Source organism: Glaciecola sp. G7-5, from assembly GCF_055808975.1.
Genome location: NZ_CM147892.1, coordinates 36,002 through 58,654, shown reverse-complemented (window position 1 = coordinate 58,654; position 22,653 = coordinate 36,002). Strand labels below are relative to the sequence as shown.

General features: G+C 41.5%; 20 protein-coding genes. 10 read left to right on the top strand and 10 right to left on the bottom strand.

Translation table 11 applies throughout. The features are described 5' to 3' along the window. Positions 1 to 26: 26 nt before the first annotated feature. Together AC0L6H_RS00255 and AC0L6H_RS00250 are read right to left on the bottom strand one after the other, a co-directional pair. Positions 27 to 1,634, bottom strand: coding sequence for a diguanylate cyclase (locus tag AC0L6H_RS00255; RefSeq protein WP_473391836.1), 1,608 nt, complete (start codon positions 1,632 to 1,634; stop codon positions 27 to 29). Beyond that, positions 1,621 to 3,129, bottom strand: a complete 1,509-nt coding sequence (locus tag AC0L6H_RS00250) for a bifunctional metallophosphatase/5'-nucleotidase (protein ID WP_473391835.1) — start codon at positions 3,127 to 3,129, stop codon at positions 1,621 to 1,623. Before AC0L6H_RS00250 ends, AC0L6H_RS00255 begins: the two co-directional genes overlap by 14 nt. Before the next feature lie 351 nt (positions 3,130 to 3,480). On the opposite strand from AC0L6H_RS00250, the gene AC0L6H_RS00245 reads away from it, so the two are divergent. Together AC0L6H_RS00245 and AC0L6H_RS00240 are read left to right on the top strand one after the other, a co-directional pair. Next, positions 3,481 to 3,783, top strand: a complete 303-nt coding sequence (locus AC0L6H_RS00245) for an LpxL/LpxP family acyltransferase (RefSeq protein ID WP_473391833.1) — start codon at positions 3,481 to 3,483, stop codon at positions 3,781 to 3,783. Continuing rightward, positions 3,737 to 4,372: a lysophospholipid acyltransferase family protein gene (locus AC0L6H_RS00240; protein ID WP_473391832.1), complete on the top strand. Its 636-nt coding sequence runs from the start codon at positions 3,737 to 3,739 to the stop codon at positions 4,370 to 4,372. The genes AC0L6H_RS00245 and AC0L6H_RS00240 overlap by 47 nt, the downstream gene beginning before the upstream one ends. Positions 4,373 to 4,404: 32 nt before the next feature. Here AC0L6H_RS00240 and hutG read toward each other — a convergent pair whose 3' ends face one another. Further along, positions 4,405 to 5,367, bottom strand: a complete 963-nt coding sequence (hutG, locus tag AC0L6H_RS00235; protein WP_473391830.1) for a formimidoylglutamase — start codon at positions 5,365 to 5,367, stop codon at positions 4,405 to 4,407. Then, entirely contained in the window at positions 5,348 to 6,571 is a 1,224-nt protein-coding gene (gene hutI, locus AC0L6H_RS00230; protein WP_473391829.1) for an imidazolonepropionase, read from the bottom strand. Before hutI ends, hutG begins: the two co-directional genes overlap by 20 nt. Before the next feature lie 102 nt (positions 6,572 to 6,673). On the opposite strand from hutI, the gene hutC reads away from it, so the two are divergent. The 3 genes from hutC to hutH are packed head-to-tail and all read left to right on the top strand — an operon-like array spanning position 6,674 to position 10,603. After that, entirely contained in the window at positions 6,674 to 7,399 is a 726-nt protein-coding gene (hutC, locus tag AC0L6H_RS00225) for a histidine utilization repressor (protein ID WP_473391828.1), read from the top strand. 11 nt (positions 7,400 to 7,410) lie between these two features. Beyond that, positions 7,411 to 9,081, top strand: a complete 1,671-nt coding sequence (gene hutU, locus AC0L6H_RS00220; RefSeq protein WP_473391826.1) for a urocanate hydratase — start codon at positions 7,411 to 7,413, stop codon at positions 9,079 to 9,081. Between the two features lies 1 nt (position 9,082). Continuing rightward, positions 9,083 to 10,603 (top strand): histidine ammonia-lyase, encoded by a 1,521-nt coding sequence (gene hutH, locus AC0L6H_RS00215; protein ID WP_473391825.1) that lies wholly within the window; start codon positions 9,083 to 9,085, stop codon positions 10,601 to 10,603. On the opposite strand, the gene AC0L6H_RS00210 is transcribed toward hutH, so the two are convergent. Further along, entirely contained in the window at positions 10,598 to 11,722 is a 1,125-nt protein-coding gene (locus AC0L6H_RS00210; protein WP_473391824.1) for a helix-turn-helix domain-containing protein, read from the bottom strand. The genes hutH and AC0L6H_RS00210 overlap by 6 nt on opposite strands. A 197-nt stretch (positions 11,723 to 11,919) precedes the next feature. On the opposite strand from AC0L6H_RS00210, the gene AC0L6H_RS00205 reads away from it, so the two are divergent. Next, positions 11,920 to 12,726 (top strand): DUF2306 domain-containing protein, encoded by an 807-nt coding sequence (locus AC0L6H_RS00205; RefSeq protein ID WP_473391822.1) that lies wholly within the window; start codon positions 11,920 to 11,922, stop codon positions 12,724 to 12,726. 64 nt (positions 12,727 to 12,790) lie between these two features. On the opposite strand, the gene AC0L6H_RS00200 is transcribed toward AC0L6H_RS00205, so the two are convergent. Together AC0L6H_RS00200 and AC0L6H_RS00195 are read right to left on the bottom strand one after the other, a co-directional pair. After that, positions 12,791 to 14,005, bottom strand: a complete 1,215-nt coding sequence (locus tag AC0L6H_RS00200; RefSeq protein WP_473391821.1) for a methyl-accepting chemotaxis protein — start codon at positions 14,003 to 14,005, stop codon at positions 12,791 to 12,793. A gap of 43 nt (positions 14,006 to 14,048) precedes the next feature. Continuing rightward, the gene (locus AC0L6H_RS00195; protein WP_473391820.1) at positions 14,049 to 15,497 is read right to left on the bottom strand and encodes an OmpP1/FadL family transporter; all 1,449 of its coding nucleotides are present in this window, start codon (positions 15,495 to 15,497) and stop codon (positions 14,049 to 14,051) included. 156 nt (positions 15,498 to 15,653) lie between these two features. Here AC0L6H_RS00195 and AC0L6H_RS00190 point away from each other — a divergent pair, with 156 nt between their 5' ends. Then, positions 15,654 to 16,082, top strand: coding sequence for a YeeE/YedE family protein (locus AC0L6H_RS00190; protein ID WP_473391818.1), 429 nt, complete (start codon positions 15,654 to 15,656; stop codon positions 16,080 to 16,082). Between the two features lie 14 nt (positions 16,083 to 16,096). Further along, positions 16,097 to 16,513, top strand: a complete 417-nt coding sequence (locus AC0L6H_RS00185; protein WP_473391817.1) for a DUF6691 family protein — start codon at positions 16,097 to 16,099, stop codon at positions 16,511 to 16,513. A gap of 41 nt (positions 16,514 to 16,554) precedes the next feature. Here the strand turns inward: AC0L6H_RS00185 and AC0L6H_RS00180 are convergent, their stop codons facing one another. The 3 genes from AC0L6H_RS00180 to AC0L6H_RS00170 form a co-directional block, all read right to left on the bottom strand. After that, positions 16,555 to 16,893, bottom strand: a complete 339-nt coding sequence (locus AC0L6H_RS00180; RefSeq protein ID WP_473391816.1) for a protein tyrosine phosphatase family protein — start codon at positions 16,891 to 16,893, stop codon at positions 16,555 to 16,557. Between the two features lie 251 nt (positions 16,894 to 17,144). After that, on the bottom strand, positions 17,145 to 17,795 hold the full coding sequence (locus AC0L6H_RS00175) for an MBL fold metallo-hydrolase (protein ID WP_473391815.1): 651 nt from the start codon (positions 17,793 to 17,795) through the stop codon (positions 17,145 to 17,147). A gap of 8 nt (positions 17,796 to 17,803) precedes the next feature. Beyond that, positions 17,804 to 18,595 carry a sulfite exporter TauE/SafE family protein gene (locus AC0L6H_RS00170; RefSeq protein ID WP_473391813.1) on the bottom strand — a complete coding sequence of 264 codons (792 nt, stop codon included), beginning with the start codon at positions 18,593 to 18,595 and terminating at the stop codon, positions 17,804 to 17,806. A 403-nt stretch (positions 18,596 to 18,998) separates the two neighbouring features. Between AC0L6H_RS00170 and AC0L6H_RS00165 the strand changes: the two genes are divergently transcribed. Further along, positions 18,999 to 21,455: a hypothetical protein gene (locus tag AC0L6H_RS00165; protein ID WP_473391812.1), complete on the top strand. Its 2,457-nt coding sequence runs from the start codon at positions 18,999 to 19,001 to the stop codon at positions 21,453 to 21,455. Between the two features lies 1 nt (position 21,456). Next, on the top strand, positions 21,457 to 22,563 hold the full coding sequence (locus AC0L6H_RS00160; RefSeq protein WP_473391811.1) for a Mur ligase family protein: 1,107 nt from the start codon (positions 21,457 to 21,459) through the stop codon (positions 22,561 to 22,563). Positions 22,564 to 22,653: the final 90 nt, after the last annotated feature.

Below are 22,653 nucleotides of genomic sequence, written 5' to 3'. Positions count from 1 at the left end.
TATATACCGGTCAAAATCAATTAAGTCTATTCAAAGAAGCAACAAGTATTTCGACCTTTCTCTTTCGCTTTATACAGTGCTTTGTCGGCTTGTATAACCAAAAGTTCTTTGGTCAAGTGAGTGTTTTTATTGAAGACTGATGTGGCAGCACCAATACTTACTGTTACGAATGAATTATTGCTTGCTTTTTCATGCGGTATTTCAAGACCCTCAATTGCTTTTCGTAAAGACTCTGCCACTGCTTTAGCACCAGATAGGTCAGTGTTTGTTAAGATACAGGCAAACTCTTCTCCGCCAAACCGCCCACAAAAATCAGTTTGCCTTGATAAAGTTTTGTTCAATTCGTTTGCCACTAGGCGTAAGCATGCATCACCGGCAGTATGCCCATAATGGTCATTGTAGGGTTTAAAGTAATCAATATCGATCATAAGCAAACTGACATCGCTTTTACTTCGCAGTGCTAAATCGATGGTTTCGATGAGTTTACTTTCAAACGCCCGTCGATTTGGAATGCCAGTAAGGGGATCTGTCAATGTCATATTCAACAATCTACTTTCTTGCTCCTTTACGCGCTCTTGATAAATCGAAAACATCTTGGCAAGCGCTGCGATTTCATCATTACCATCCACCGTGATTTTTGCATCGGGAGAATTAGCTGCCTTCCTAACTTGGCTAGATAGAGCCAATAAGCGTGTGATAATGCGCTTATATAAAAAGTAAATGATGCCCAATGCGAGCAACACTGCGAGAACGCCAGCTGCAATAGTAAGCATTGAATATTCTTGGGTTAATAGTGTAGATTTTCGTGCGTCCTCAATACTCGTTTTGTTGACTACATACGCTTGATATTGCAAGTTACTGGAAGCGTCAGCAATCAAATTTCTAACTAAATTATCTCTACCTCGGGTGCGCCCTTCAATACGCAGTGATTGAATTTTTTGATTAATCAGGCCTTCTGGCGCAAATAGAAGTGCTTCTATGTTCTTGATGTTAATTCGGTCATTCATATTACTTTCGGCGAATTGACTTTTTAAGCGCTCAAGAATTTCAAGCAAGTTGGCTTCAACTTGCCTTATTTCATGAAGTCGACTTTCCTCAGTAATTTTTACGCTAAGTAACAAGGCTTCAACAAGCATACTCTCACTATTACTTGAGCCATTAAATTCACGCGCATTTGTTAGTAATTGCTGTATCTCTGCATTCAGTCGACTCTTACTATCTTCAAGTTGTTTCTGAAACATTATCCGTCGTAGTACCAACTCATCGAGTTCGTGAATTTCCTTGTAAAGGTTGCCTAGGCGGGTATATAGAAAAGTGCTGTCAGTTGAGCTTTTTAATAAGGTGTCGTTAATTTGTTGCATACTTCTTTGAACACTCTCGCGTGCCAAAAGCCGAGCAGGTTTGCTCTGCGCATTTGCAAGAACGGCAGTTAGAGTTGCAAGGTTCTGTATCTGGGTATTTAGCGACGCCGCGTACGAAATTTTAGGTACGGTTTCGTTTGTCAGTTCAGCCAGAATTTTTCCAATTTCTGTTAAACGAACGGTAGAAAACAAAACAACAATTGTAAATACGCCGACAATAGCAAATTGTGCGTAGGTGAATAATCGAATGGTTTGCCTCTTATTTACTTTCATTTTTAGCACTCGCCGAGATTTCTGTTAATCGATCATCAATTAGACTGCTGAGCTTTTCTTGAAGACGCACGTTACGCTGTACTAAATCTGAAATTAAAATACTATCTAGAAATATTGAGTCCTTGATTTGTCGACCTGATGCCAGCATTTTATAGCCATCACCACCACTATATAAATAGTCTGTAGTGGCCAAGGTATACTCTTTATCGAGAATGACATCCTTTCCTTTTACTTTGGCAGAGACAATTCGATTACCCGCTTCATTTCGGGCATCAAAAACAATGCTCATACCTGAAATGTGAGGGAAAGTCCCCTCAAGATCATCTAATCCTGCAAGACCTGTCTCAATTGCTTCCAGTAAGTGCTTGCCCTTGATGGAAACAACATTCAGGTTAGAGCGGAAAGGAAGTTCGCTGGCAATCGTCCTTCTAGTTATTACCGTATTTTTTCTATAAGTTCTATCACCTCTAATACTTCCACCGTTTATTAAGGCAACGTCAGCGTCGGTAATTTTGCGCATGGTATCTACTACGTAGTTGGCAAAGGCGTTTTGCCCACTTCTGACATCGTTTCGAAGTGTTGAAAAGTCACTATCCCAATATCCAATACGATCATCAAGCAATCTATCTAGTCTAAAATTATACGCGTTGACTTGTGCCTGGACATTAGGATTGGAGGTTATATCGTTTAGCTTCACTTGCTCAATTGAACGAATATTAACACCAGCGTCTAAATCCATTTTGACGACGAATGCCGTGCCGGTAGCATCCATACTTAATATTCTAGGGTGTTTGGTTATTTCTTCACGTTCCAATGTCGTTAAACGAGGGTTTGATATGTAGGCTATATCGATCACTTCATTTTTTAGGAATTGCGGCACAAAATCATAAGGCGAATAATAATGTAGCAAAATAATATCAGCGCCGGCATCTCGTAGGGCCTTAGCTTTGGCTTCTATTGTTGCTAAGGGTGGGGTGACCTTTGCGTTTTTTAGTAAGTATTCCTCAATCAAGCGTTCGTTAACTATTGATAAAATACCTAACTTAATTTCCCCTTTGGTAATAATCGCGCGATCTACTAATCCATCGAACAAGGAGTCGGTGCGAGTATCAATAATATTACTGGCTACAATTGGGAATGCGGCTTCATAAGATCTAAGTGATAATTCATCTTCATAATAGCTAAAGTCACGTTTTGCCACACCCATGGCATCAGGCTCAAGACTATTCAGTATATCGATAATGTGTGAGCCTCTATCTAAGTTAGACAGCGCGCTTGGACCGATTGACGCTCCACCAAAAAAGAAGAATGTATTGCTATTTTTTTCTTTATTTTGAGTTACTAAATGATGTAATTCAGCAAAGTTTGCAGAGTTCGCACTCGATATATCAGGCATTTCTGCGCTTAAGATAACGGTAACTTCTTTAACAGTTGAATGTGAAAGAAGTGATAAGAAGAGAATAAGTAAAGTTGTTAAGCGCTTTAGATTTTTCATAAGGTTCAGTTTAGGCAATGGCTTGTGATTATACCAGAAAATCATGATTTAAATGTTATTAGTAAACTTCACATAGCACTAGAGTGCCACATTTTTGATTACTTAGTAAAATACTAAGTACAGAATTCATGTTTAATGGGGGACTAAGGTCACTTTCAATAAGAGCAGTTGCACAGATATTAAATAAAAGTCTTGTTGCAGAAGGCGTTGAAAATAGCCTCCTCAACAAACAATAGCAAGTATAGGAGAAACTTGCTTAGCGTAGTATTTATGAGTAGTAAGTATCCAAGTTTGGTCAATGAAGAAAGGGAGTGCTACACTCGCTGGATTAACTAATAATAAAATAAAAAAATGTTGAATAAACTTCTATATTTTGTGGTCTACCACTTTTCACGTTTACCAATGCCATTTTTGCTTTTTCTTGCGCGCATTTTGGCGTTTCTTAACTTTTACCTATTTAAACATCGCAAAAAACTAGTTATTAAAAACTTGTCCAATAGCTTTCCTGATTCAAGTGAGAAAGACATTGAAAGGGTCGCGCGACAGTTTTTCCGCGTGTTTTTCTTTTCGCTTATGGAGACCCTGAAGCTTTTCTCGGTGGACATAAGTGAACTTAAAAAGAGAACCCGATTTAATCAACCCCGAGATTTTTGAGGATCCCGATTTTCAGAATAAGTGCACCATAGGCGTTTGCGGGCATTTGTTTAATTGGGAGTGGTTGGTTGGCGTTCGTCATTTGCTACCATACCAGGACTTGTATGCGGTCTATCATCCTATTCGAAATGAATACTGGAACCACAAGCTTAAAGAAAGTCGCAAAATTGTAGGTACAAAACTAATAACGTCTTTTGAAACCAAGGAATTGGTCATGAATCAAGCCAACGATGGGAAGTCTTTTTATTTATTTATAAGTGATCAAAGTCCTGCTATTTATAAAAAACCAAAGGCCTTCGTAAACTTTTTAAATCAAAGCACAGCTGTGTTAACTGGTTGGGAAGAATTGGCGCGAGAAAAAGACTTTAATGTTGTTTATATTGAATCTGAGTTTGTAAAGCCTGGCTACTACCAATATAGCATCGAACGAATTTTCCCTGACGACGCGGAAGGTTTCAAACCGCTCGAACTCGTGTATAAGTATCATCAGTTGCTTGAAAAGAGTATTTACAAACAACCTTTTAATTACTTATGGTCGCATAAAAAATGGAAGCATAAAGCCAGCGAGCTATTGCCAGAAAGTGAGTAAGCTAGGCTGGACACTGAAGACCTATATTCACTTTAGCGCCATGTGCCTATTAGTTCATAAATTAATCTTGCCGCTAAGCGTGCTGTTCGTTTATCCACGTCAAAATCTGGATTAAGTTCAGCAATGTCAAACAATCTCCATTTATATTGATAGTCGTTTTGTTGTTGATGTAACCAGCGCAATATAGCAATCACAAATTGAACTTCTACACCTAGAGCGGCGGGTGCACTTACCCCTGGTGCCAATGAGGCTGAAAATGCATCTAAACACACCGTCACGTAGAGTTCGTCTATGTTTTTTAAGGTTTTACTAAGTAGGAGTTTGGCGGCTTGAACCTCACATTGTTCGTCACGTAAATATGCAACATTTAGCTGCTCGGCACGTTCAAAAAGCAATTGTGTATTGGACGATTCTGACACCCCTAAACATGTATAATTAAAATCTTTCTTCTGTCCTTGGCAATATTCAGCAATTTGAAAAAAAGGCGTCCCACTACTGGCAATCGGGGATGGTTTGCGTAAATCGAAATGCGCATCAAAGTTAACAATACCTACGCGTTTTTTCTTCGTACTTGATGATCCATTTGTAGTATCAAGATACTGCTGTAGTCCTTGATAACTGCCCCACGCAATTTCATGCCCTCCACCTAAACCAATGACTAGATTATGCGTTTTTAGTGCTTTATGGATGGCCATAGCGTAATGCGACTGCGTCGATTCAAGGGATTCGCTTTGCTCAATATTGCCGAAATCGTTAATGCTGAGATCAGCATGCCATGCTAAATTTGCCAAAGCCGCACGCAGGGCATTTGGTCCCGATTTAGCGCCAACTCTTCCTTGATTAGCTTTCACACCTAAGTCGCAACTAAAGCCGACTAAAGCAACATCACCTTGAGAACCTTGTTGGTTAACAACGTTATGCCAACGTTTACTTTTTTGGGAGCCTTCAGCATCGTTTCGTCCTTGCCAAATAAAGTTATTCTGCAGTTTTGACATGTTTACCTCCAAACCAAATTTGCTGAGGAGAATATTGATTAATCGCGTAAACCAATTGTGCAGGATGTTGTACATTCCACAAACATAAATCAGCCACATAGCCCTCGGCTATCGCGCCTCTACGTTTTTCTGCTAACGCCTTCGCCGCATGAATGGTAATTCCTTTTAACACCTCCTCAGGTGTCATAGCAAACAATACGCTTGCCATATTGGCGCAGGTCAATATTGATGCAATTGGGGAGCTACCGGGATTGAGATCACTGGCAACCGCCATGGGAATATCATGCTCTCGTAAGGCTTGAATAGGCGGTTTTTGGCTTTCGTTTAAATAATAAAAAGCACCAGGCAAAATCACCGCCACTGTATTCGCTTGTTTAATAGCAGGCATGTCAGAAGGCTTCAAATACTCTAAATGATCAACTGAAATTGCACCCATTGAAGCGGCCAATCTTGCACCTTGGAGGTCACTTAATTGTTCTACATGCGCTTTAAAACGTAAGTTATATTGTTGAGCAGCGCTAAAAACTCTTGCACATTGCGACGTAGTGAAACCTATACCTTCGCAGAACACGTCTACACTGCTCGCCAATTTTTGCTCAGCAATATATGGAATGCATTCATTACATAAATAATCTATGTAGGCGTCAGCGTCATTTTCGAACTCTTGTGGTACAGCATGCGCGCCTAAAAATGTTGGGTGTATATTAAGGGGTAAATGTTGTGAAATTTGTTTGGTTACTTCGAGCATTTTTACTTCAGATTCAAGATTCAGACCGTATCCTGACTTTACTTCAATAGTTGTTACGCCTTCATCAACTAACTTTTTAGCCCTACTTACGGCATCTCTTAACAAAATTTCAGGACTAGCTTCTCTGGTAGCAGCAACGGTTCGTTTAATACCTCCGCCAGCTTTTGATATTTGCTGATAACTCATACCGTTCAATCGTTTCTCAAATTCATCTGCTCGGTCGCCGCCGTATACTAGATGAGTATGGCAATCGATAAAGCCTGGCAATATCCACTGCCCTTTAGCGTCTATTTTCTCTACTACGTCGCCCGTAAATTCATGCTCGCTTCCAACAAATACAATTTTTTCGCCAGAAATCGCTATACAAGCGTTATGAATGGCGCCATAAGGCACATCGTTGTTGAGCATTGTGGCGATATTTGCATTAAAGATTAAATAATCACAGCGTGTATCCATCAATAAATTCCCCAGAATAATTTCTCATAAAGTGTACTTGCATCTACTTGTATATACAAGTAAGGTAATGCGAATCCTACTTTCCTTAATGGGTAAATGATAGTGCAAGCACAGTATGTTCGGATCAAGTCTGCTTTGCTCGAACAAATTGAGTCGGGCTCATTGCAATCAGGCGATAAAGTAGCTTCTGAAAATCAATTGGCAGAGCAGTTTAGTGTCAGCAGAATGACTTCTCGACGCGCATTAACCGAACTTGTTGACGAAGGAATTCTGTTCCGCTCACAAGGCTTGGGCACTTTTGTATCCGATCATCGACCAATGAGTTCGATGCTCACAATACGAAGTATAGATGAAGAAATTCGTCAGCGTGGGCATCATTATTCGAAACAAATAATGAGTATGCAATTAGTTATGCCTGATACTCAGCAAATGGCCTTATTTGGATTGAACGAACGTCAGCCAGACAATAAAGCATTGTCTGTCGCTTATTCGCGAATGGTCCATTTTGAATCTGGGGTTCCTATTCAAGTGGAAGACCGATGGGTGCATCCACAATATAGCCAAGAGTATCTGCAACAAGATTTTAATGCGATGACTGCAAATCAGTATTTATCGAAGGTGGCGCCGTTGACTGAGGCTGACCACAGTATAGAAGCGATTATTGCCCCCAAGATTATTCAAAATTTATTAGATATCAATCAACACCAACCCTGTTTATTGGTATCAAGGCGCACTTATTCTAAAAAAGGCATGGTAAGTTTTGCGCGTTTATTCCACCCCGGAAATCGATACCGCATTGGTGGTCATCTTGATTTCCAGAAAGTGTAGAGGTTAATTTTATGCAAAGACACGATCCCAAACGTCAAATTCGTGCCCCAAGGGGAAATAAGCTAACGGCGAAAAGCTGGCAGACAGAAGCGCCCTTACGTATGTTGATGAACAATCTTGACCCTGAAGTTGCCGAGCACCCACAAAACTTAGTGGTATACGGCGGAATTGGGCGAGCGGCAAGAGACTGGAAAAGTTACGACAAAATTGTTGAAGTCCTTAGCACGCTTGAAGATGACCAAACCTTATTAATCCAAAGTGGCAAACCGGTAGGTGTTTTCCCAACGCACGAAAACGCACCTCGTGTGTTAATTGCCAATTCGAATTTGGTTCCGCATTGGGCCACCTGGGAACACTTTAATGAGCTCGATAAAAAAGGCTTAATGATGTATGGCCAAATGACTGCCGGCAGTTGGATTTACATTGGCTCACAAGGAATAGTGCAGGGCACTTACGAAACCTTTGTTAGTGTAGCTAAAGCTCACTTTTCAGGTAAAAGCGCGGGCAAATGGATACTTACCGGAGGCTTAGGAGGTATGGGTGGCGCGCAGCCTTTGGCGGCAACAATGGCTGGATTTTCGATGCTGGCGGTAGACGTTGATGAAAGCCGTATCGATTTCAGATTAAAAACAGGCTACGTAGACAAAAAAGCAAAAAATCTGCAGCAAGCTCTGCAAATGCTAGAACAAGCCAAACAATCCGCAACGCCAGTATCGGTTGGTTTGTTAGGAAATGCTGCCGACGTATTTCAAGAATTGGTAGACATTAATATAACGCCCGATGTCGTCACAGACCAAACCAGTGCGCACGATCCCCTAAATGGCTATTTACCCCAAAACTGGACCTTAGAATATGCAGCGCAGCAACGATTAAAAAACGAATCAGCGGTAGTATTGGCCGCTAAACAATCTATGGCTGTGCAAGTAAAAGCAATGTTAACGTTGCAGTCACGAGGCGCAGCAACACTTGACTACGGCAATAACATTCGTCAAATGGCACTAGAAAGTGGAGTCGATGATGCGTTTGATTTTCCGGGCTTTGTGCCGGCTTATATTCGTCCATTATTCTGTCAAGGTATTGGTCCTTTTCGATGGGTGGCGCTGTCGGGTGACCCAGAAGATATTTATAAAACCGATGCCAAAGTAAAAGAGCTTATTCCTAATAATCCTCATTTGCATAATTGGTTAGATATGGCGCGCAAGCGCATACAATTTCAAGGGCTGCCTGCAAGAATATGCTGGCTTGGTCTAGGAGAGCGGCAAAAACTGGGGCTGGCCTTCAATGAAATGGTTCGTAATGGAGAATTGAGTGCTCCGATTGTAATAGGGCGCGATCATCTTGATTCAGGTTCAGTGGCATCGCCAAATCGTGAAACTGAAAGCATGCAAGATGGCTCCGATGCGGTATCAGACTGGCCCTTATTAAACGCTATGTTAAATACAGCAAGCGGTGCAACATGGGTTAGCCTGCATCATGGTGGTGGTGTGGGCATGGGATTTAGCCAACATTCCGGTGTAGTGATTGTGTGTGATGGTAGTGAAGAGGCCGATAAACGTATAGCTCGCGTACTGCACAATGACCCAGCCACAGGTGTTATGAGGCATGCAGATGCGGGCTACGAGATAGCCAAAAAATGTGCAATAAAAAATAAGCTCAATTTGCCAATGCTAGAGGAAAAGTAAGATGCAGAAATTTTGTTTATACCCTGGCAAATTGACACTCGATGATCTATTTCGTTGTTTTAGGCAACATGAAGCAATTGAGTTAGATCCTTCAGCCATAAAAAACATTGACCAATCACATAATACCGTACGTGAGGTTTTAAAACAGGGGCGCACGGTATATGGGATCAATACCGGCTTTGGCTTACTAGCAAATACTAAAATCAGCGAAAACCAACTAGAACAATTGCAACGAAGCATAGTGTTGTCTCATGCCGCTGGGATGGGAAAATTTATGAGTGAACGCAGTGTTAGGTTATTAATGCTGTTGAAGATTAATTCCTTAGCGCGTGGTTACTCTGGCATTCGATTAAAGGTAATTGAAGCGCTTATTACCTTGTACAATGCTGAAGTTTACCCCGCTATTCCAGAGAAAGGTTCCGTAGGCGCATCGGGAGATTTAGCGCCCTTAGCTCACATGAGTGTCGTGTTATTAGGAGAAGGAGAAGCCATTTATCAGGGTAAAACTATTTCTGCCAAAAAAGCCCTAAAAATTGCGGGTTTAGAAAAAATAGCTTTAGCGCCAAAAGAGGGGTTGGCACTATTAAATGGTACACAAGCGTCTACTGCACTAGCCATTGAAGGCTTATTCTATACTCATAATGCGCTGTGTAGTGCGATTGCTATAGGCGGTCTGACAGTAGATGCCGCTTTGGGCTCTAGAGTACCCTTTGATCATCGTATTCACGCCGCACGCGGTCATCAAAGCCAAATTGACATTGCTAAAGCATTTGCTGAGGTTTTAGCAAGTTCTAGTATTGCAGAGTCTCATCAAGGCTGTCAGAAAGTACAAGACCCTTATTCGTTGCGCTGTCAGCCGCAGGTAATGGGAGCTTGTTTAGGGCAAATGCGTTTTGCTGCAGAAACCTTAGTGGTGGAAGCTAATGGTGTTTCAGATAACCCCCTCGTATTCGCTGATTCTGGCGATATACTCTCTGGCGGAAATTTTCATGCCGAAGCGGTGGCGATGACCGCAGATATGCTAGCGATTGCTTTGTCTGAAATTGGCGCCTTGTCGGAACGCAGAATGGCATTATTGATTGATTCAAGTCTTAGCGGATTACCACCATTTTTGGTCGACAACGGTGGCGTCAATTCGGGCTTTATGATTGCGCAAGTTACCAGTGCCGCCTTGGCTAGTGAGAACAAAACCTTGGCCCATCCTGCTTCGATAGATTCATTACCAACCTCTGCCAATCAAGAAGATCATGTTTCTATGGCCACATTTGCGGCACGGCGCTTACAAGATATTTTTGAAAATGTATCGGGTATTCTAGCAATTGAATGGTTAGCCGCGTGTCAAGGCATAGATTTTAGACAACCACTTAAGACAAGCGATAAGCTTGAAAAAGCAAAAGCCTTATTGCGTGAACACGTAACGTTTTATGACAAAGACCGCTATTTTGCTCCAGATATTGAGCGAGCACGGCAACTCATCGTGTCTCATAAATTATTTGATAATATCGGTTTAAAACTATTATAGCGTTGGCAAACTTTTTAAATCAAAGCTTGATTGTTTCCTGTATTCATTCGGCAATTTCCCTGTGATAGCTTTAAATACACGGTTGAAGGTGCCCACAGAAGAAAAGCCACTTTCGAGCGAGATAACCAAAATACTCCAATGTTGTGAATCGGCGTCTCGTAACAACGTTTGTGCGTGTTTAACTCGGTACTGATTAACAAATAAATTGAAGTTAGCGACATCAAAATGATTGCGAACGGCGTTACTAATCAAGTATTCAGAACTATCTAATGCCTGAGCTACATTTGCAATTTTTAAGTTAGCCTGCAAATAAATTTTATCTTTAGTCAATAACTCCTGAATACCATTTATGATCTTTTGGTCGACCGGCTGTTTTTGACTTTTTACTGTATCGTTATCCCTGGGGGCTATAAGCTTATTTTGCGTGTCTACTTCTCTAACACGCGCTTTTTCTTGTGAATAAATAACATATTGAATTGCAGCAAGAATAAGTAGCGCAGAAGACGTCATTATCCAGGGATAGTAATATTCTATCTCGGCGGGAGAAAAGAGAAACTTAGGCAATACGGCAGAATTGAAAACACCCATGAAGAAAGCCGATGCAAACACAATTGACTGTCTTTTTTGTAGTGTATTTTTGGTTGTATATGCGCGAAACGCTTCCCAAAAAGACAAGGCTAAAATACTAGATGACAACAAGTTGGTGATTTCATTCATACCTTGTTTAAGACGCAGCATTTGCGCATCATTGAGTATACTTTGAATGTCTACAGCAACCATTAAATGCCATGTTTGATTAAAAATAATCAAGCCGGCAATCACTAAAGCAAGGGCGATATGCCTGCGACTGATTGGCGAGCCTATTCTAAAAAGCGCACGTGCTATTAGCCAAACCACATTGCAGGTGGCGCAAGTTGCTAAGCCAATCACATACTGGAATGCGCCTATGCTGTCTGCACTTAACTTCTGTACGCCAATCATACAAAGTGACGCACTAAAAATAGCCACTAAGTAATTTATTAGTTGTTTATCTTTTTTTAGGGCATGGCTAAACATCACCCCCATGCTGAAGAAAATTAAGAAGTAATAAGCTAAACCACCTGCTGCGTCACTTTGCATGGGTTACTATTCCTATAATTCGTGCGTCTAATTTCAGTATTAGTTTACGGTTATTTTTTTAGCGGGGCAAAAAGACTTTGTTAGAGAATGTGTCAATTATTTGCAAATTTGGGTGTTCAAATTCCGAATTTGACCAGAATTTACCTTTAAATTCATTAAGCTTTCGTTGGCTTAAATCTTCTTAAAGGAAATCTATTGTGGTCTCAACATCATCTACCTCATCGCTAAACTGGTTCAATAAAAGTCAAAAAATATGCTTTATCACTTTGCTTTTTTCTCAATTAATATTTGTAGGTTATTTAGCCGCGGGCTATGGCTTTACAGGCTTAAGCGAAGGTTTGTCACAGTGGAATCGATTCAATGAAACAGCCTATGTGAACGGAGATGTTTTAGGCAATGCAATGTATGCTGCACATGTTCTGCTAGCCATAATTATGATAGTGGGCGGTAGTTTGCAATTAATCCCGTCAATACGTAATCGTTATGCTAGCTTTCATCGTTATAATGGCCGCTTGTTTGTACTCCTTGCATGCACTATATCCTTAGCGGGTATGTATTTAATTACTGTAAGGGGAACCGTTGGCAATACGCTTATGCATAGCTTAACCTTCTTTAGCGGTGCTATGGTGCTAGTGAGTAGCTTTTTTGCAGTGAGTGCAGCAAGGCGTAAAAAATTCGCTTTGCATCAGCGCTGGGCCTTACATTTATTTTTAGCCGCTAATGGTGTGTTATTTTTTCGCTTATTTATATTTGCATGGATGATAATGTTTGGCGTTGTAGGTATTAATACTAAGGATTTTACGGGGCCAACGGTCGTTAGCGTGAGCTTTTTGTCCTATGTTGCTCCACATATTTTTATACAGCTGCTTTGGTTTGCCCAAAAACGCAGGCAGACATGGCTACTTGTGTTAATGATCGCATTGTTAATAGTTATAGCTGTTGTCTTCTTAATTGGTTTGTTTGGGCTTGCTGTCGGTCGTTGGTATCCAACGATTATCGCTTAGTTTTTTATCGCGAGTAGGCTTTGTTAATGCTATCGGCTATATATTGGGGCAGTTGAAGAGAATGTTAGCCGGTTTTAGACCAGGCTAACATGCCGCCATCTAAGTTAGTAACATTATTCACGCCATTATTTATGGCCATTTGAGCTGCTTTGGTAGAGCGCCCGCCACTGCGGCAAACAAATAAGTAAGATTTGTTTTTGTCTAATGTTTTAACATCTTTTTTAAAGTCAGTTTGCAATGTTGACAGCCTTGAGTTTGGAATGTGACCAAGCTCATCGTTATATTCTTCTGGGCGTCTTACATCAATTATTTCGTCAAAAGTTCCAAGCTTCGGTTTAACTTCTGCGGGGCCTAGGTTTACGATTGCAACACCTTGAATTAATGAAATAAGGTCACTCAACTCTCTTACTTGTTTTTCAATGAAGGTTTTTACCACAGACTCGGTATCTAAGATTTCTTTGGAAGATGTACTGGTGTCTTGTTGAATTTGAATAGAATGTTCATTTATATTGGTTATCGCTTCTTTGATTTGCGTAAAACTTTCCAACAATAGTTTTACGTTTTCATTAAGCTCACTGCTTCGATATTGATAATCTTCAATTATTTTACCAATCGTTTTTTCGCTTTCAGAAACTATCGATTGAATATCTACAGTTGTGTCTTGTGAGTTTCTAGCAAGTGATTTCATTGCATCAGCAACAACCGCAAACCCTCTGCCTGCTTCGCCGGCGCGAGCAGCTTCTATTGCCGCGTTGAGTGCAAGCATTTCAGCTTCTTCACCTACATAGCGAATAGCCTCGGTTTTCTCTTGAACATCGGCAAACTGTTTTTGAATATTCTTAAGACCGGTGTTCGATTCACTAAATGCTTTAAGGCTTTGGGCGACTAACGCCACGTGTTGCATGCCCATATCTGAAGTGTGATCCGTTTTCTTCGAGGTATCACTAACTTCTACAACACTCTTGTTTAAGGCCTCTATTTTTCCTGATATGGTTTCAAGATCAGTCGAAATAGAATCAGATTTGTCTGCAACCTGTTCCAAGAATTTGGATAAATAAGAAGTATATTCGTCAGCTTTAGATTGTTGATTTTGAGCGTGCTTTTGGTCATTGTTTATTGTTTGTTGATTGGCGGCTATTAGCGCTTGCTCAGACGCTTGCTCTAAATTCGCACAATTCGCTTGCAGTGATTTATATTTTTTTGACCAAATAAAATGACACATAAAAGTACTACATGCTACGCTTGCGACTATGATTGTGCACACTATCCAAAATGACATGACAGACTCCGAGTTACCCTTAGTTATTATCGGTAAAGGCGTATTAAAACTTGATAGCCAATCCAAACTCAAATTGATGCATGTTAAACTCAATAGTTTGTGATGGGTCAAACAAAGATTGTCCTTCAACGCTTTTTGACGGCATGTACATAGCAAAAAATGTCCATTCTCGTCCATTAAGTTGCGTTGTCATTCCTGTTGCAAGATGGTATTCAATTACACCCGGAGCAAGCATATTCAAGTTGACTTCATTGCTAGCAATGGGCTGTTTTGTTGCACTAATACCGATTCGATATGTATTGCCTGAAGAATCCCATTCGAGCCCTGTTTTGAATACATCCATATTTTTCCAACCGAAACCTGCGCCGTTTTCACCACCTAAGCATCCGGGGCCTGCGGCAGGGGATGGGCTACCAGAAAATAAAGTGTTGTTTAAGGCGTCTAAGCACTGGCCATTGATTAGATTATTTACAGAATTACTAACCGAAGGCACGCCTTCATAATTAATAGATTGATAATCAAATTTAACGGTTAATGTGTCTGAGATATCATATGCTAAACCGGCTATAAAAGTTGAAGGCATATCAAAGTCACCACCTTGGGCGAATAAACCAGAGTACTCCTCAAACTTCGTCATTTTTTGCTTTGATTGATAAGACAATCCAAAGCTTAAATCATCTGTTGCGTGGTAAACCACACCTAATTTTACGCCTAGCCCAAAGGAAAAATCATGACCATTGTCACTGAGCTTACTCGGATCTAGAGACATATTCGCAAAAGGCGCCAATCCTTCAGCTCTAAAAGCTTGCATAGCGCCAATAACAGCGACTCCTAAATCTAGTTGTTCATTCACTTTCCAAGCATAAGAGACGTTTAGAAACACTTGTGTAAGGTCAACACCCGTGCGCCCAGCACCAAAACTACCTGCACTATTCTCAATTTGATTCGTTTCTGGATTGAAGATATTTGCACTACCGCCCGAATACGTGGTGTTCATTCCACCATTTCCATAAAAAGAAATGCCTATTGCACTGCTGTCGTCTAATTGTTTGACATAAGCTATGTTAGGTATGAAAAAGATCTCACGACTAGACTTTATATTTTGCGGGCTAATGCCAAAAGGGATTTGGCAAGGCTGCTGACCGGGAGCAGAACAAGATGGAATACCGCCTATAACAGGGCCAAAACCATCGGGCAAAGAGGGCCCGCCACTTACCGTATATTCACGAACGGGTATAAATGCATTGAGACCAAAATCAAAACGATCACCTACTTGCAACATGGTTGCAGGGTTGGTAGCTAAAGACAAAGCATCGCTGCCTCGTGCTATACTGGTGCCTGCTGTTGCTTTGTCTTTTGCGCTGTAGCCTAAAGTGTAATAACCATTTGTGGCGTTTGCCTGTGTGGCTAACACCATTAAAGAAATAAGCGCTAAACTGATGGCTGCTATTTTAGGATATCTTACATAGGGATGAGAGAAGCTTGTTTTCACGCGATGGCGCCTAATAATTATACTATTGTAAGCATTTAACGGTAATTTTAATTGAGCTATAGTATGTATCTGACTACTTGCGTATAAATAAATATACTATAAAAAGTGTGAACAACTAGATCATAAAACCGAAACATCAAAATTTAGAGGTAATACATGACCGAATTTACACCTGTTTCCGCCACGATCGGCGGGGTCTTGATTGGTATTTCAGCTGTTATTTTAATGCTGTTTTTAGGTAAAGTCGCCGGATGCTCTGGCATAATTGGTAATTTGCTAAAAGTCGATAAAGCGTCACTCGCTGAATCTCCATGGCGACTTAGTTTTGTTGCCGGTTTGGTCCTTGGGCCTATCTTAGTATCAAACTTTTCCGAGTTCTCTCTTCCAAGTAGCGACCAATTTTCTTACCTCATCGCTGTGGTCGGCGGCTTGTTAGTCGGCTTAGGTGCCGCAATAGGTAATGGCTGCACTAGCGGTCATGGGATTTGTGGTATGGGTAGGCTTTCAAAGCGCTCCATAGTTGCTACTTGTACTTTCATGGCGACAGCCTTTATTACCGTTGCTGTTACTCAGCATTTACTTTAAGGGACTAGCATATAATGAACGCAATAATTAGTTTAATAAGTGGTCTAATATTTGGTATGGGATTGACCATATCGCAAATGGTCAATCCGCAAAAAGTAAAAAATTTCCTCGATGTTTTTGGCGACTGGGATCCTAGTTTGGCATTTGTAATGGGTGGTGGCTTGGTGACCTTTGCTGTATTTTATTATTTTGTTTTGCGACCTAAAGAAACATGTGTGCTAGGCGACAAGATGCCTAAGTCTTCAAGCGCGTCTATCGATAAAAAGCTCTTGCTAGGTGCTAGTTTGTTTGGAATCGGTTGGGGTTTGTCGGGCGTTTGTCCAGGCCCTGCTGTAGCTAACTTATCTTCATTTAATCCAGCTATGTTGGTATTCATTGTATGTATGCTAATAGGCTTAAAATTGGGTGATGTCATTAAAAATAAGGGCTAAAAAGGTTTAGTTTTCGCGCTTATTAGCTTGGTAAGCGCCAATTAATTTTCGTCGCCAAATGCAAGTGACCAAAGTTTGGTGCAACGGGCACCCGAGCGACAGTAGATTAGTATAGGATGTGGAAGTTTTTCTACTATTTTTTTAAATGTCGCTACATCGTTTTCATCAATGGTGTCTAATACTACCGCTTGATGTACAGTCTTTAAACTTAATGTGTCGGCCTTTGCTTTAATGTCTAAAAAGCTTGGCTGAGTCGCAGCTTCACCGTCGGGACGATTGCAAATAATCGACTTAAAACCCAAGGCTTTAATAGTGGGTATTTGACTCAGTTCTATTTGGGCAGAAACAGATATCGATTCGCTTAATTTTTTAATCTCCATATAGATACTTGTCCCTAATGTGTGAATAAACAGGTTCAATCGTCATAATACGTTTATCGGTATCTTTATGTATTGACGCCCATTGCTACTTGTTGCGCCGAAATTACCTAGTCTTAGGTTGGTTTGCAAAGAAGGATAGAGTAATTTAGGAACATCAAGGCTTGCGTCACGCGTTTCTCTTTTGCTGACATATTCTTCTAGCGAAGTATTAGGCGTTATTTGAATATTATTTGCTTTTTGTTCACTTATGGTTACGACAGCAGTTGCGTCTTCATTGGGCTCAGGATAATCGTGGCATAGGTAAACATTAGTTGAATCTGGTAGCGAGTAAAAACGCTGAATGGTATTAAATAAATCGGTGGCCGACCCCCTGGGAAGTCGCAGCGAGCCGAACCAAGATGAGGTGCAAAAATGGTATCACCCACAAAAATAGCGCCATGTTCTTGACAATAAAAACTAGCACATGCTGGAGTGTGTCCAGGTGTTAACCATACACATAACGTAATACTACCTATTTCGACTTGGCTGCCTTCGTCCAATAAAACATCAAATTGATGGCCATCTAGTGGGGTGTCTTCGTTGGAATTAAATATGGGTACCCATATTTCTAGTACTTCTTTAATTCCTATACTAATGGCGGTTTTTCCCCCAATGTGTTGTTTTAAATATTCTGCTGCGGTTATGTGATCGGCATGAATATGCGTTTCTAAAATCCATTCGTTAGTGAGATTATGTTCTTTAACATACGCAATGACGCTGTCGGCGCTTTGCGTTTTAACACAGCCTGAAAAGTGATCGTAATCTATGACCGAATCAATAACGGCACATTTCTTGGTGCTCTCATCAATTATTATATGAGTGAATGTTGCGGTATCTTGGTCGTAAAACGTTTTTACCTTCATTGATTAGCCTATAATAAAAGTTCTTTAATAATGATAAATAGGGCAATAGCTAAAGTGAAAACACCAAATCCTTTTTGAAGCTTTGCGCCATCTATATTTTTAGATATTTTAGTAGCAAGCCACATGCCAAGTAGTGTAAAAATGATGAGTTTTCCAATTAGCAGGTAATCAAGAGAGATGCCGGCTTGCAGATCGCCGCTAAATCCAATCAAAGATTTTAATGAAATGATTAATAAAGACGCGCCTACCGCCTTTTTCATTTCCATTCCCATTAATAAAACTAAGGCTGGGATAATCAAGAAACCACCCCCAGCACCCAGCATCCCCGTCGCAATTCCTACAACAGCGCCTTCAATTATTATTAATACCGAACTGTGTTTACCCGATTTAGACTGTAATTTAGAATTATCGCGGGTAAGCATCATATAAGCGGATAAGAGCATTAAAATCGCAAAACTGACCATAATAAGTGTGCCTTTATCGACAAGCACAGGAGAACTTAAAATAGGGTCTGGTATTGCAGGCATTAAATACGCGCGCGTTATGTAAACTGCGATAATTGAAGGGATAGCAAATAAAATGGATGATTTTATTTCAATTAAACCTTGCCTATAATAATTGAACGCGCCATAAGTTGCGGTTAAACCAACAATTAACAAGGAGTATGCGGTTGCGCTAGCGGCGCCTAAGCCAAACAAATAAACTAATATAGGAACAGTGAGTATAGAACCTCCACCGCCTATACTGCCTAGCACAATCCCCATAAGAATAGCGGCTAAGAAGCCAAAAATTTCCAACATTATTGAGTCTAACTTATATCGATTAGTTATAACTCATTGTAGCGCAAAACACTATTCTTAGGGGAAGGCTATGGTATTAGTTTACATACTTAGTTATGAAGTGCTGATGTTTTGTTGCATGGTCTTAGTAACCGTAACTGTAACTGTAACTGCAAAGCCAAAGCGTTATTAATTTTTTCTTTGATTCTAGCGATTCATAGCGACCAAGTTTTACTTGCATAAAAAGCGAACAAATAATAGCCTACGAATGAAGGTAAATTACTTCTTTTTATTATGAGGAGAAGCAGAGCCTTCGATAAAAATAGCAATCACTAAAATAAGACGCCAGGGAAAGGACTGTTAACGCACCATAATTTCCATGCTGTATGGCACAAACTGCGAATTACTCACAAAGGGACTTCTAATGTCGTTTGATGTGTTCAAATTTGTTGCTTTGAGACCGCCAGAAGCAATTGATTCAAAAACTAATAAAAATACGATTTCACTTACTTCGGTCAGCGCATCTGAAGCCCTCGGTATCTTCAATAAGCTCCGCAGCGCCGCTGACGATAAAAGCCTAAAAAAAGCGGTTACTACTGTTGGTGTTGAGAAGTCGTTATCTGCCCTTTTGATCTCAGGTGTTGATGCAGCTTTAATTAATAAGGTAATAGGTCTTTCAGATTTAGCCACATCTGATGACTTGGTGGTTATCAAAAATAAGGCCGAATCAGTCACTGCACCTAACGCCGGTACAATTGCCAGTAGCTTGCATATCGAACGCGGTATTCAACCACGACTCAATCCAAATTTAGGCCGGTTTTTCCGTAACAACAACCTTGGCAGCGCGCTAAATGAAGGCAACGATGAGAACGCGTTGAATGAGGGGACAAGGCCAGCTAGTCCTAACCTTGATAGTGCATTTAATGAAGGCCCGTTACCTATTGATGTGCCTAACCCTAGCGAGCCAGAGGTGGATACCACACCGAGCTTCTTTAGACCGGTTGGAGTGGGTGAATTGCAAGTGGTACAGCAAGAACTTCATCGCTACGAGTTGGGGGAAATTGCCTACATCGAAAACGTGATGGCAAGTGAATTTAGAGAGCGCTTACATAAACAAAGTAACGAACAAGAAATTACGCGGCTCGATGAAGAAGAAAACGAAGAATACATGGATCGTAACCTACAAAGTTCTGAGCGCTTTGAGCTGCAAACAGCGTCGAGGGAAGAGCTCGATAGGCGCACCAAAACCGATACAAACTTTGATATGTCGGCAACATACGGCCCTAAAATTGAAGTTAAGGCAGGACTGCAATTTTCGATGGATAACGCAAAGCGCAGCGCCAATGAGCGCTCGAGCCAATTTGCGCAAGAGGTCACCGAAAGCGCTGTTCAGCGAACGCAGTCTAGAGTGCAGCAGTCGCGCAAGGAAATTACCCGTACTAAAACCGAGCATGCCAATGTACATCGCTTTGACAATACCAAAGGTGATGCAAAGCATATTGCGGGTGTATATCGCTATGTTGATAAAATTTATAATATGCGGCTGGTTAACCGCGGTCTTAGGTTTTTTTATGAATTTTACATTCCCTCACCAGGCGCCTATTTACGACAATTGGGCGCACTTAACAATAAAAAGCCTGCATTAAAGCTCCCACCTAAACCAAGTGTTCGAATAAAGGATATTAGCCCAAGTACTTATCAACGCTTTGTTGAGCAATATGGGGTTAGAAACATTCCGCCTCCGCCAACAGATTCACTTACCCTCACTGAAACCGCATCTGATGCAGACGGCGGAAGTGATGGCTCGCAAACCGTTCGCCGCGAAGGTTCTTTTTCAATAGAGCAAGGTTATGAAGTCAAATCTGCTGAGGTCACTATTATTGCATTTAGAAAGCATTCGACAGACCCAGAAGTATGGGTCACTTTGGGCAGCGAGACTATTCAAAAGACCGGTGGCTGGCCATCGTTAACTGCTGGCACCGATGCCACTGTATTTAAGTTCAACAAGGCCAAAGGACAAAGAGGCACCTTGGGCTATTCACTATATGCAAGACACGATGCAACGGTACAATTTGTTATACAAGTAAAGTGTGAACCTAGCAAAGAAGCTTTACTAGAGTGGCAGCATAAAGTGTACGACGCCATTTTTGAGGCTTATCAAGCTCAGTTGGCCAGTGCAAAAGCTGACCATGCTGAAACTATGGCTGGATTGTCTGTTGAAGATTTAATTGATGCTCCTCCTGCTAGGTTGCGTGAGCTTGAACGTGATGAGCTCAAGCGTTTATGTTTGCAGCTTATGGGAAGTGAGGCAAAACTGGCAGAAGAGCGGGTGACAAGCGAAACCACTTTTGACTTGCCCCTTGTGGTTGAAGCTGGGGAAGGGCCAATGCTTGAAGGCAATATGCCGATAGACCGTGGGCGACTTGATCCGCTTGCCGTTGAGGCGCGTTTTGCTGAGCAAGCCTTTGAGTGGTCAAATATGTCGTTCACGTTATATCCCTATTATTGGAATGAGCCCGACGAATGGCGCCGATTAGTGTCCCTTAGTCACCCCGACCCGCTTCATGCTAACTTTTTACGCTCTGGTATTGCGCGAGTCTTGGTGCCGGTTCGACCTAACTATGAAGAAGGTTTGCGCGACTTCGTTTATCGAGGTAGGCCTGCGCTATATTCCACCGAGGCAGCAAAAATTACCGATGAACGCTGGTTGCCACTACACCAAGAGATGAAAGAGGCAACTCAGCGTCGCCAAGCAGGGGACGTGCTGGTTGATACTTGGCTTACGCGAGTTTCTACGCCACTTGTCATGCTTGATGCGAAGGTCACGGTAGACGAACATGGCCGAATGATGCAACGAAAAGCTGATGAGGATGAAGACTAACATGCATCATTCACCTCCTATTTTGATTGGGGTGACAGGTACAAACGGAAAAACATCGGTGACAACCATGCTTGCATCTTTGTTACGCCAGCTTGGTATTCGGGCAGCGGCTATAGGACAGCGGATTGAAACGCCTGAAGGTGTGCGCGACCGTTCTGAGGTGCCTCCAGGGGATGAGGGGCTGCCCGCCTACATAAATTACTTATGCGCAGAACAAGGCGTTAAAGTTATTGCAATAGAGGTATATAGCGCAGCCCTCGCAAAAGGCCTGCATAACCGTCTTCGCTATGACGGTATAGCTTTCACTAATATTACCGAAGATCACTTAAATGTGCATGGCAACATGCAGGCATATATTGATGCAAAGCTACATTTATTTAATTTAGTTGAGCAAGATGCTTGCTTGGTATTCGACCCTCACAGTGATGGGCTTTTGCCGGTACAACAGGCTTCAGTAAACCGTGGTTTTAAGCATCTCATTCCCGAGCCTTGTGAAACGCCGTTTTTGTTGCAGTTTCAACAAGAGAATTGCTATATGGCGGTAACCCTTGCCAAAGAAGTGCTCAAACTTTTAAAGGCGCGAAGGGATATAAAGCCAATTACTGATGCGAGTATTGCAGCTAAAACCATGCAACTCGTGTCACCTCCGGGTCGCTATGAACAATGGTTGCTGCCAAATGGTGTGCTTGTTATTGTTGACTTTGCACACAATCCCGGGGGAATTCGCGCGGTCATTGATCACACTCGTACCATGTTAAAAGATAATCATAAACTTGCGTTTTTATTGAGTTCAAAAGGAGGTTGGGGGGCCATTAAGCGCGAAGCTATGGCTGACGCTGCATCAAATGCCGATATAGTTGTTGTTAGTGATGATGACCCAAGAAAAGAAGATCCCGCTTTAATCCGCGCGCAACTTGCACATGCTCACAATTACAAAGAAATAGCGCCGCGCAATCGTGCAATTTATTATCTATGCACCGTATTGCAAAAAGGGGATGTTGCCATCATCGCTGGACGAGGCGCTGATTCTCGCTGGGAAGGTCCTGCAGGAAGACATTTTTATAGCGATATTGAAGTGCTTAAACAGTTGGGCGCAGAAAGAGCTTAGCCTGCATTAATAGCGTTTTAATTAGCAACAGGTATACCTTTCGATTTATGCAAAATGGGTCTAGAAGTGACAGGGTCAATAAGGTCGAAA

Coding starts and splice junctions, on each gene's coding strand:
- AC0L6H_RS00160 (WP_473391811.1), top strand. CDS start 21,457: ATGCATCATTCACCTCCTATTTTGATTGGGGTGACAGGTACAAACGGA.
- hutU (WP_473391826.1), top strand. CDS start 7,411: ATGCAAAGACACGATCCCAAACGTCAAATTCGTGCCCCAAGGGGAAAT.
- hutG (WP_473391830.1), bottom strand. CDS start 5,367: ATGTCAAAACTGCAGAATAACTTTATTTGGCAAGGACGAAACGATGCT.
- AC0L6H_RS00250 (WP_473391835.1), bottom strand. CDS start 3,129: ATGAAAAATCTAAAGCGCTTAACAACTTTACTTATTCTCTTCTTATCA.
- hutI (WP_473391829.1), bottom strand. CDS start 6,571: ATGGATACACGCTGTGATTATTTAATCTTTAATGCAAATATCGCCACA.
- AC0L6H_RS00170 (WP_473391813.1), bottom strand. CDS start 18,595: ATGTTGGAAATTTTTGGCTTCTTAGCCGCTATTCTTATGGGGATTGTG.
- AC0L6H_RS00165 (WP_473391812.1), top strand. CDS start 18,999: ATGTCGTTTGATGTGTTCAAATTTGTTGCTTTGAGACCGCCAGAAGCA.
- AC0L6H_RS00175 (WP_473391815.1), bottom strand. CDS start 17,795: ATGAAGGTAAAAACGTTTTACGACCAAGATACCGCAACATTCACTCAT.
- AC0L6H_RS00185 (WP_473391817.1), top strand. CDS start 16,097: ATGAACGCAATAATTAGTTTAATAAGTGGTCTAATATTTGGTATGGGA.
- AC0L6H_RS00255 (WP_473391836.1), bottom strand. CDS start 1,634: ATGAAAGTAAATAAGAGGCAAACCATTCGATTATTCACCTACGCACAA.
- AC0L6H_RS00190 (WP_473391818.1), top strand. CDS start 15,654: ATGACCGAATTTACACCTGTTTCCGCCACGATCGGCGGGGTCTTGATT.
- AC0L6H_RS00200 (WP_473391821.1), bottom strand. CDS start 14,005: ATGTCATTTTGGATAGTGTGCACAATCATAGTCGCAAGCGTAGCATGT.
- AC0L6H_RS00180 (WP_473391816.1), bottom strand. CDS start 16,893: ATGGAGATTAAAAAATTAAGCGAATCGATATCTGTTTCTGCCCAAATA.
- AC0L6H_RS00245 (WP_473391833.1), top strand. CDS start 3,481: ATGTTGAATAAACTTCTATATTTTGTGGTCTACCACTTTTCACGTTTA.
- hutH (WP_473391825.1), top strand. CDS start 9,083: ATGCAGAAATTTTGTTTATACCCTGGCAAATTGACACTCGATGATCTA.
- AC0L6H_RS00210 (WP_473391824.1), bottom strand. CDS start 11,722: ATGCAAAGTGACGCAGCAGGTGGTTTAGCTTATTACTTCTTAATTTTC.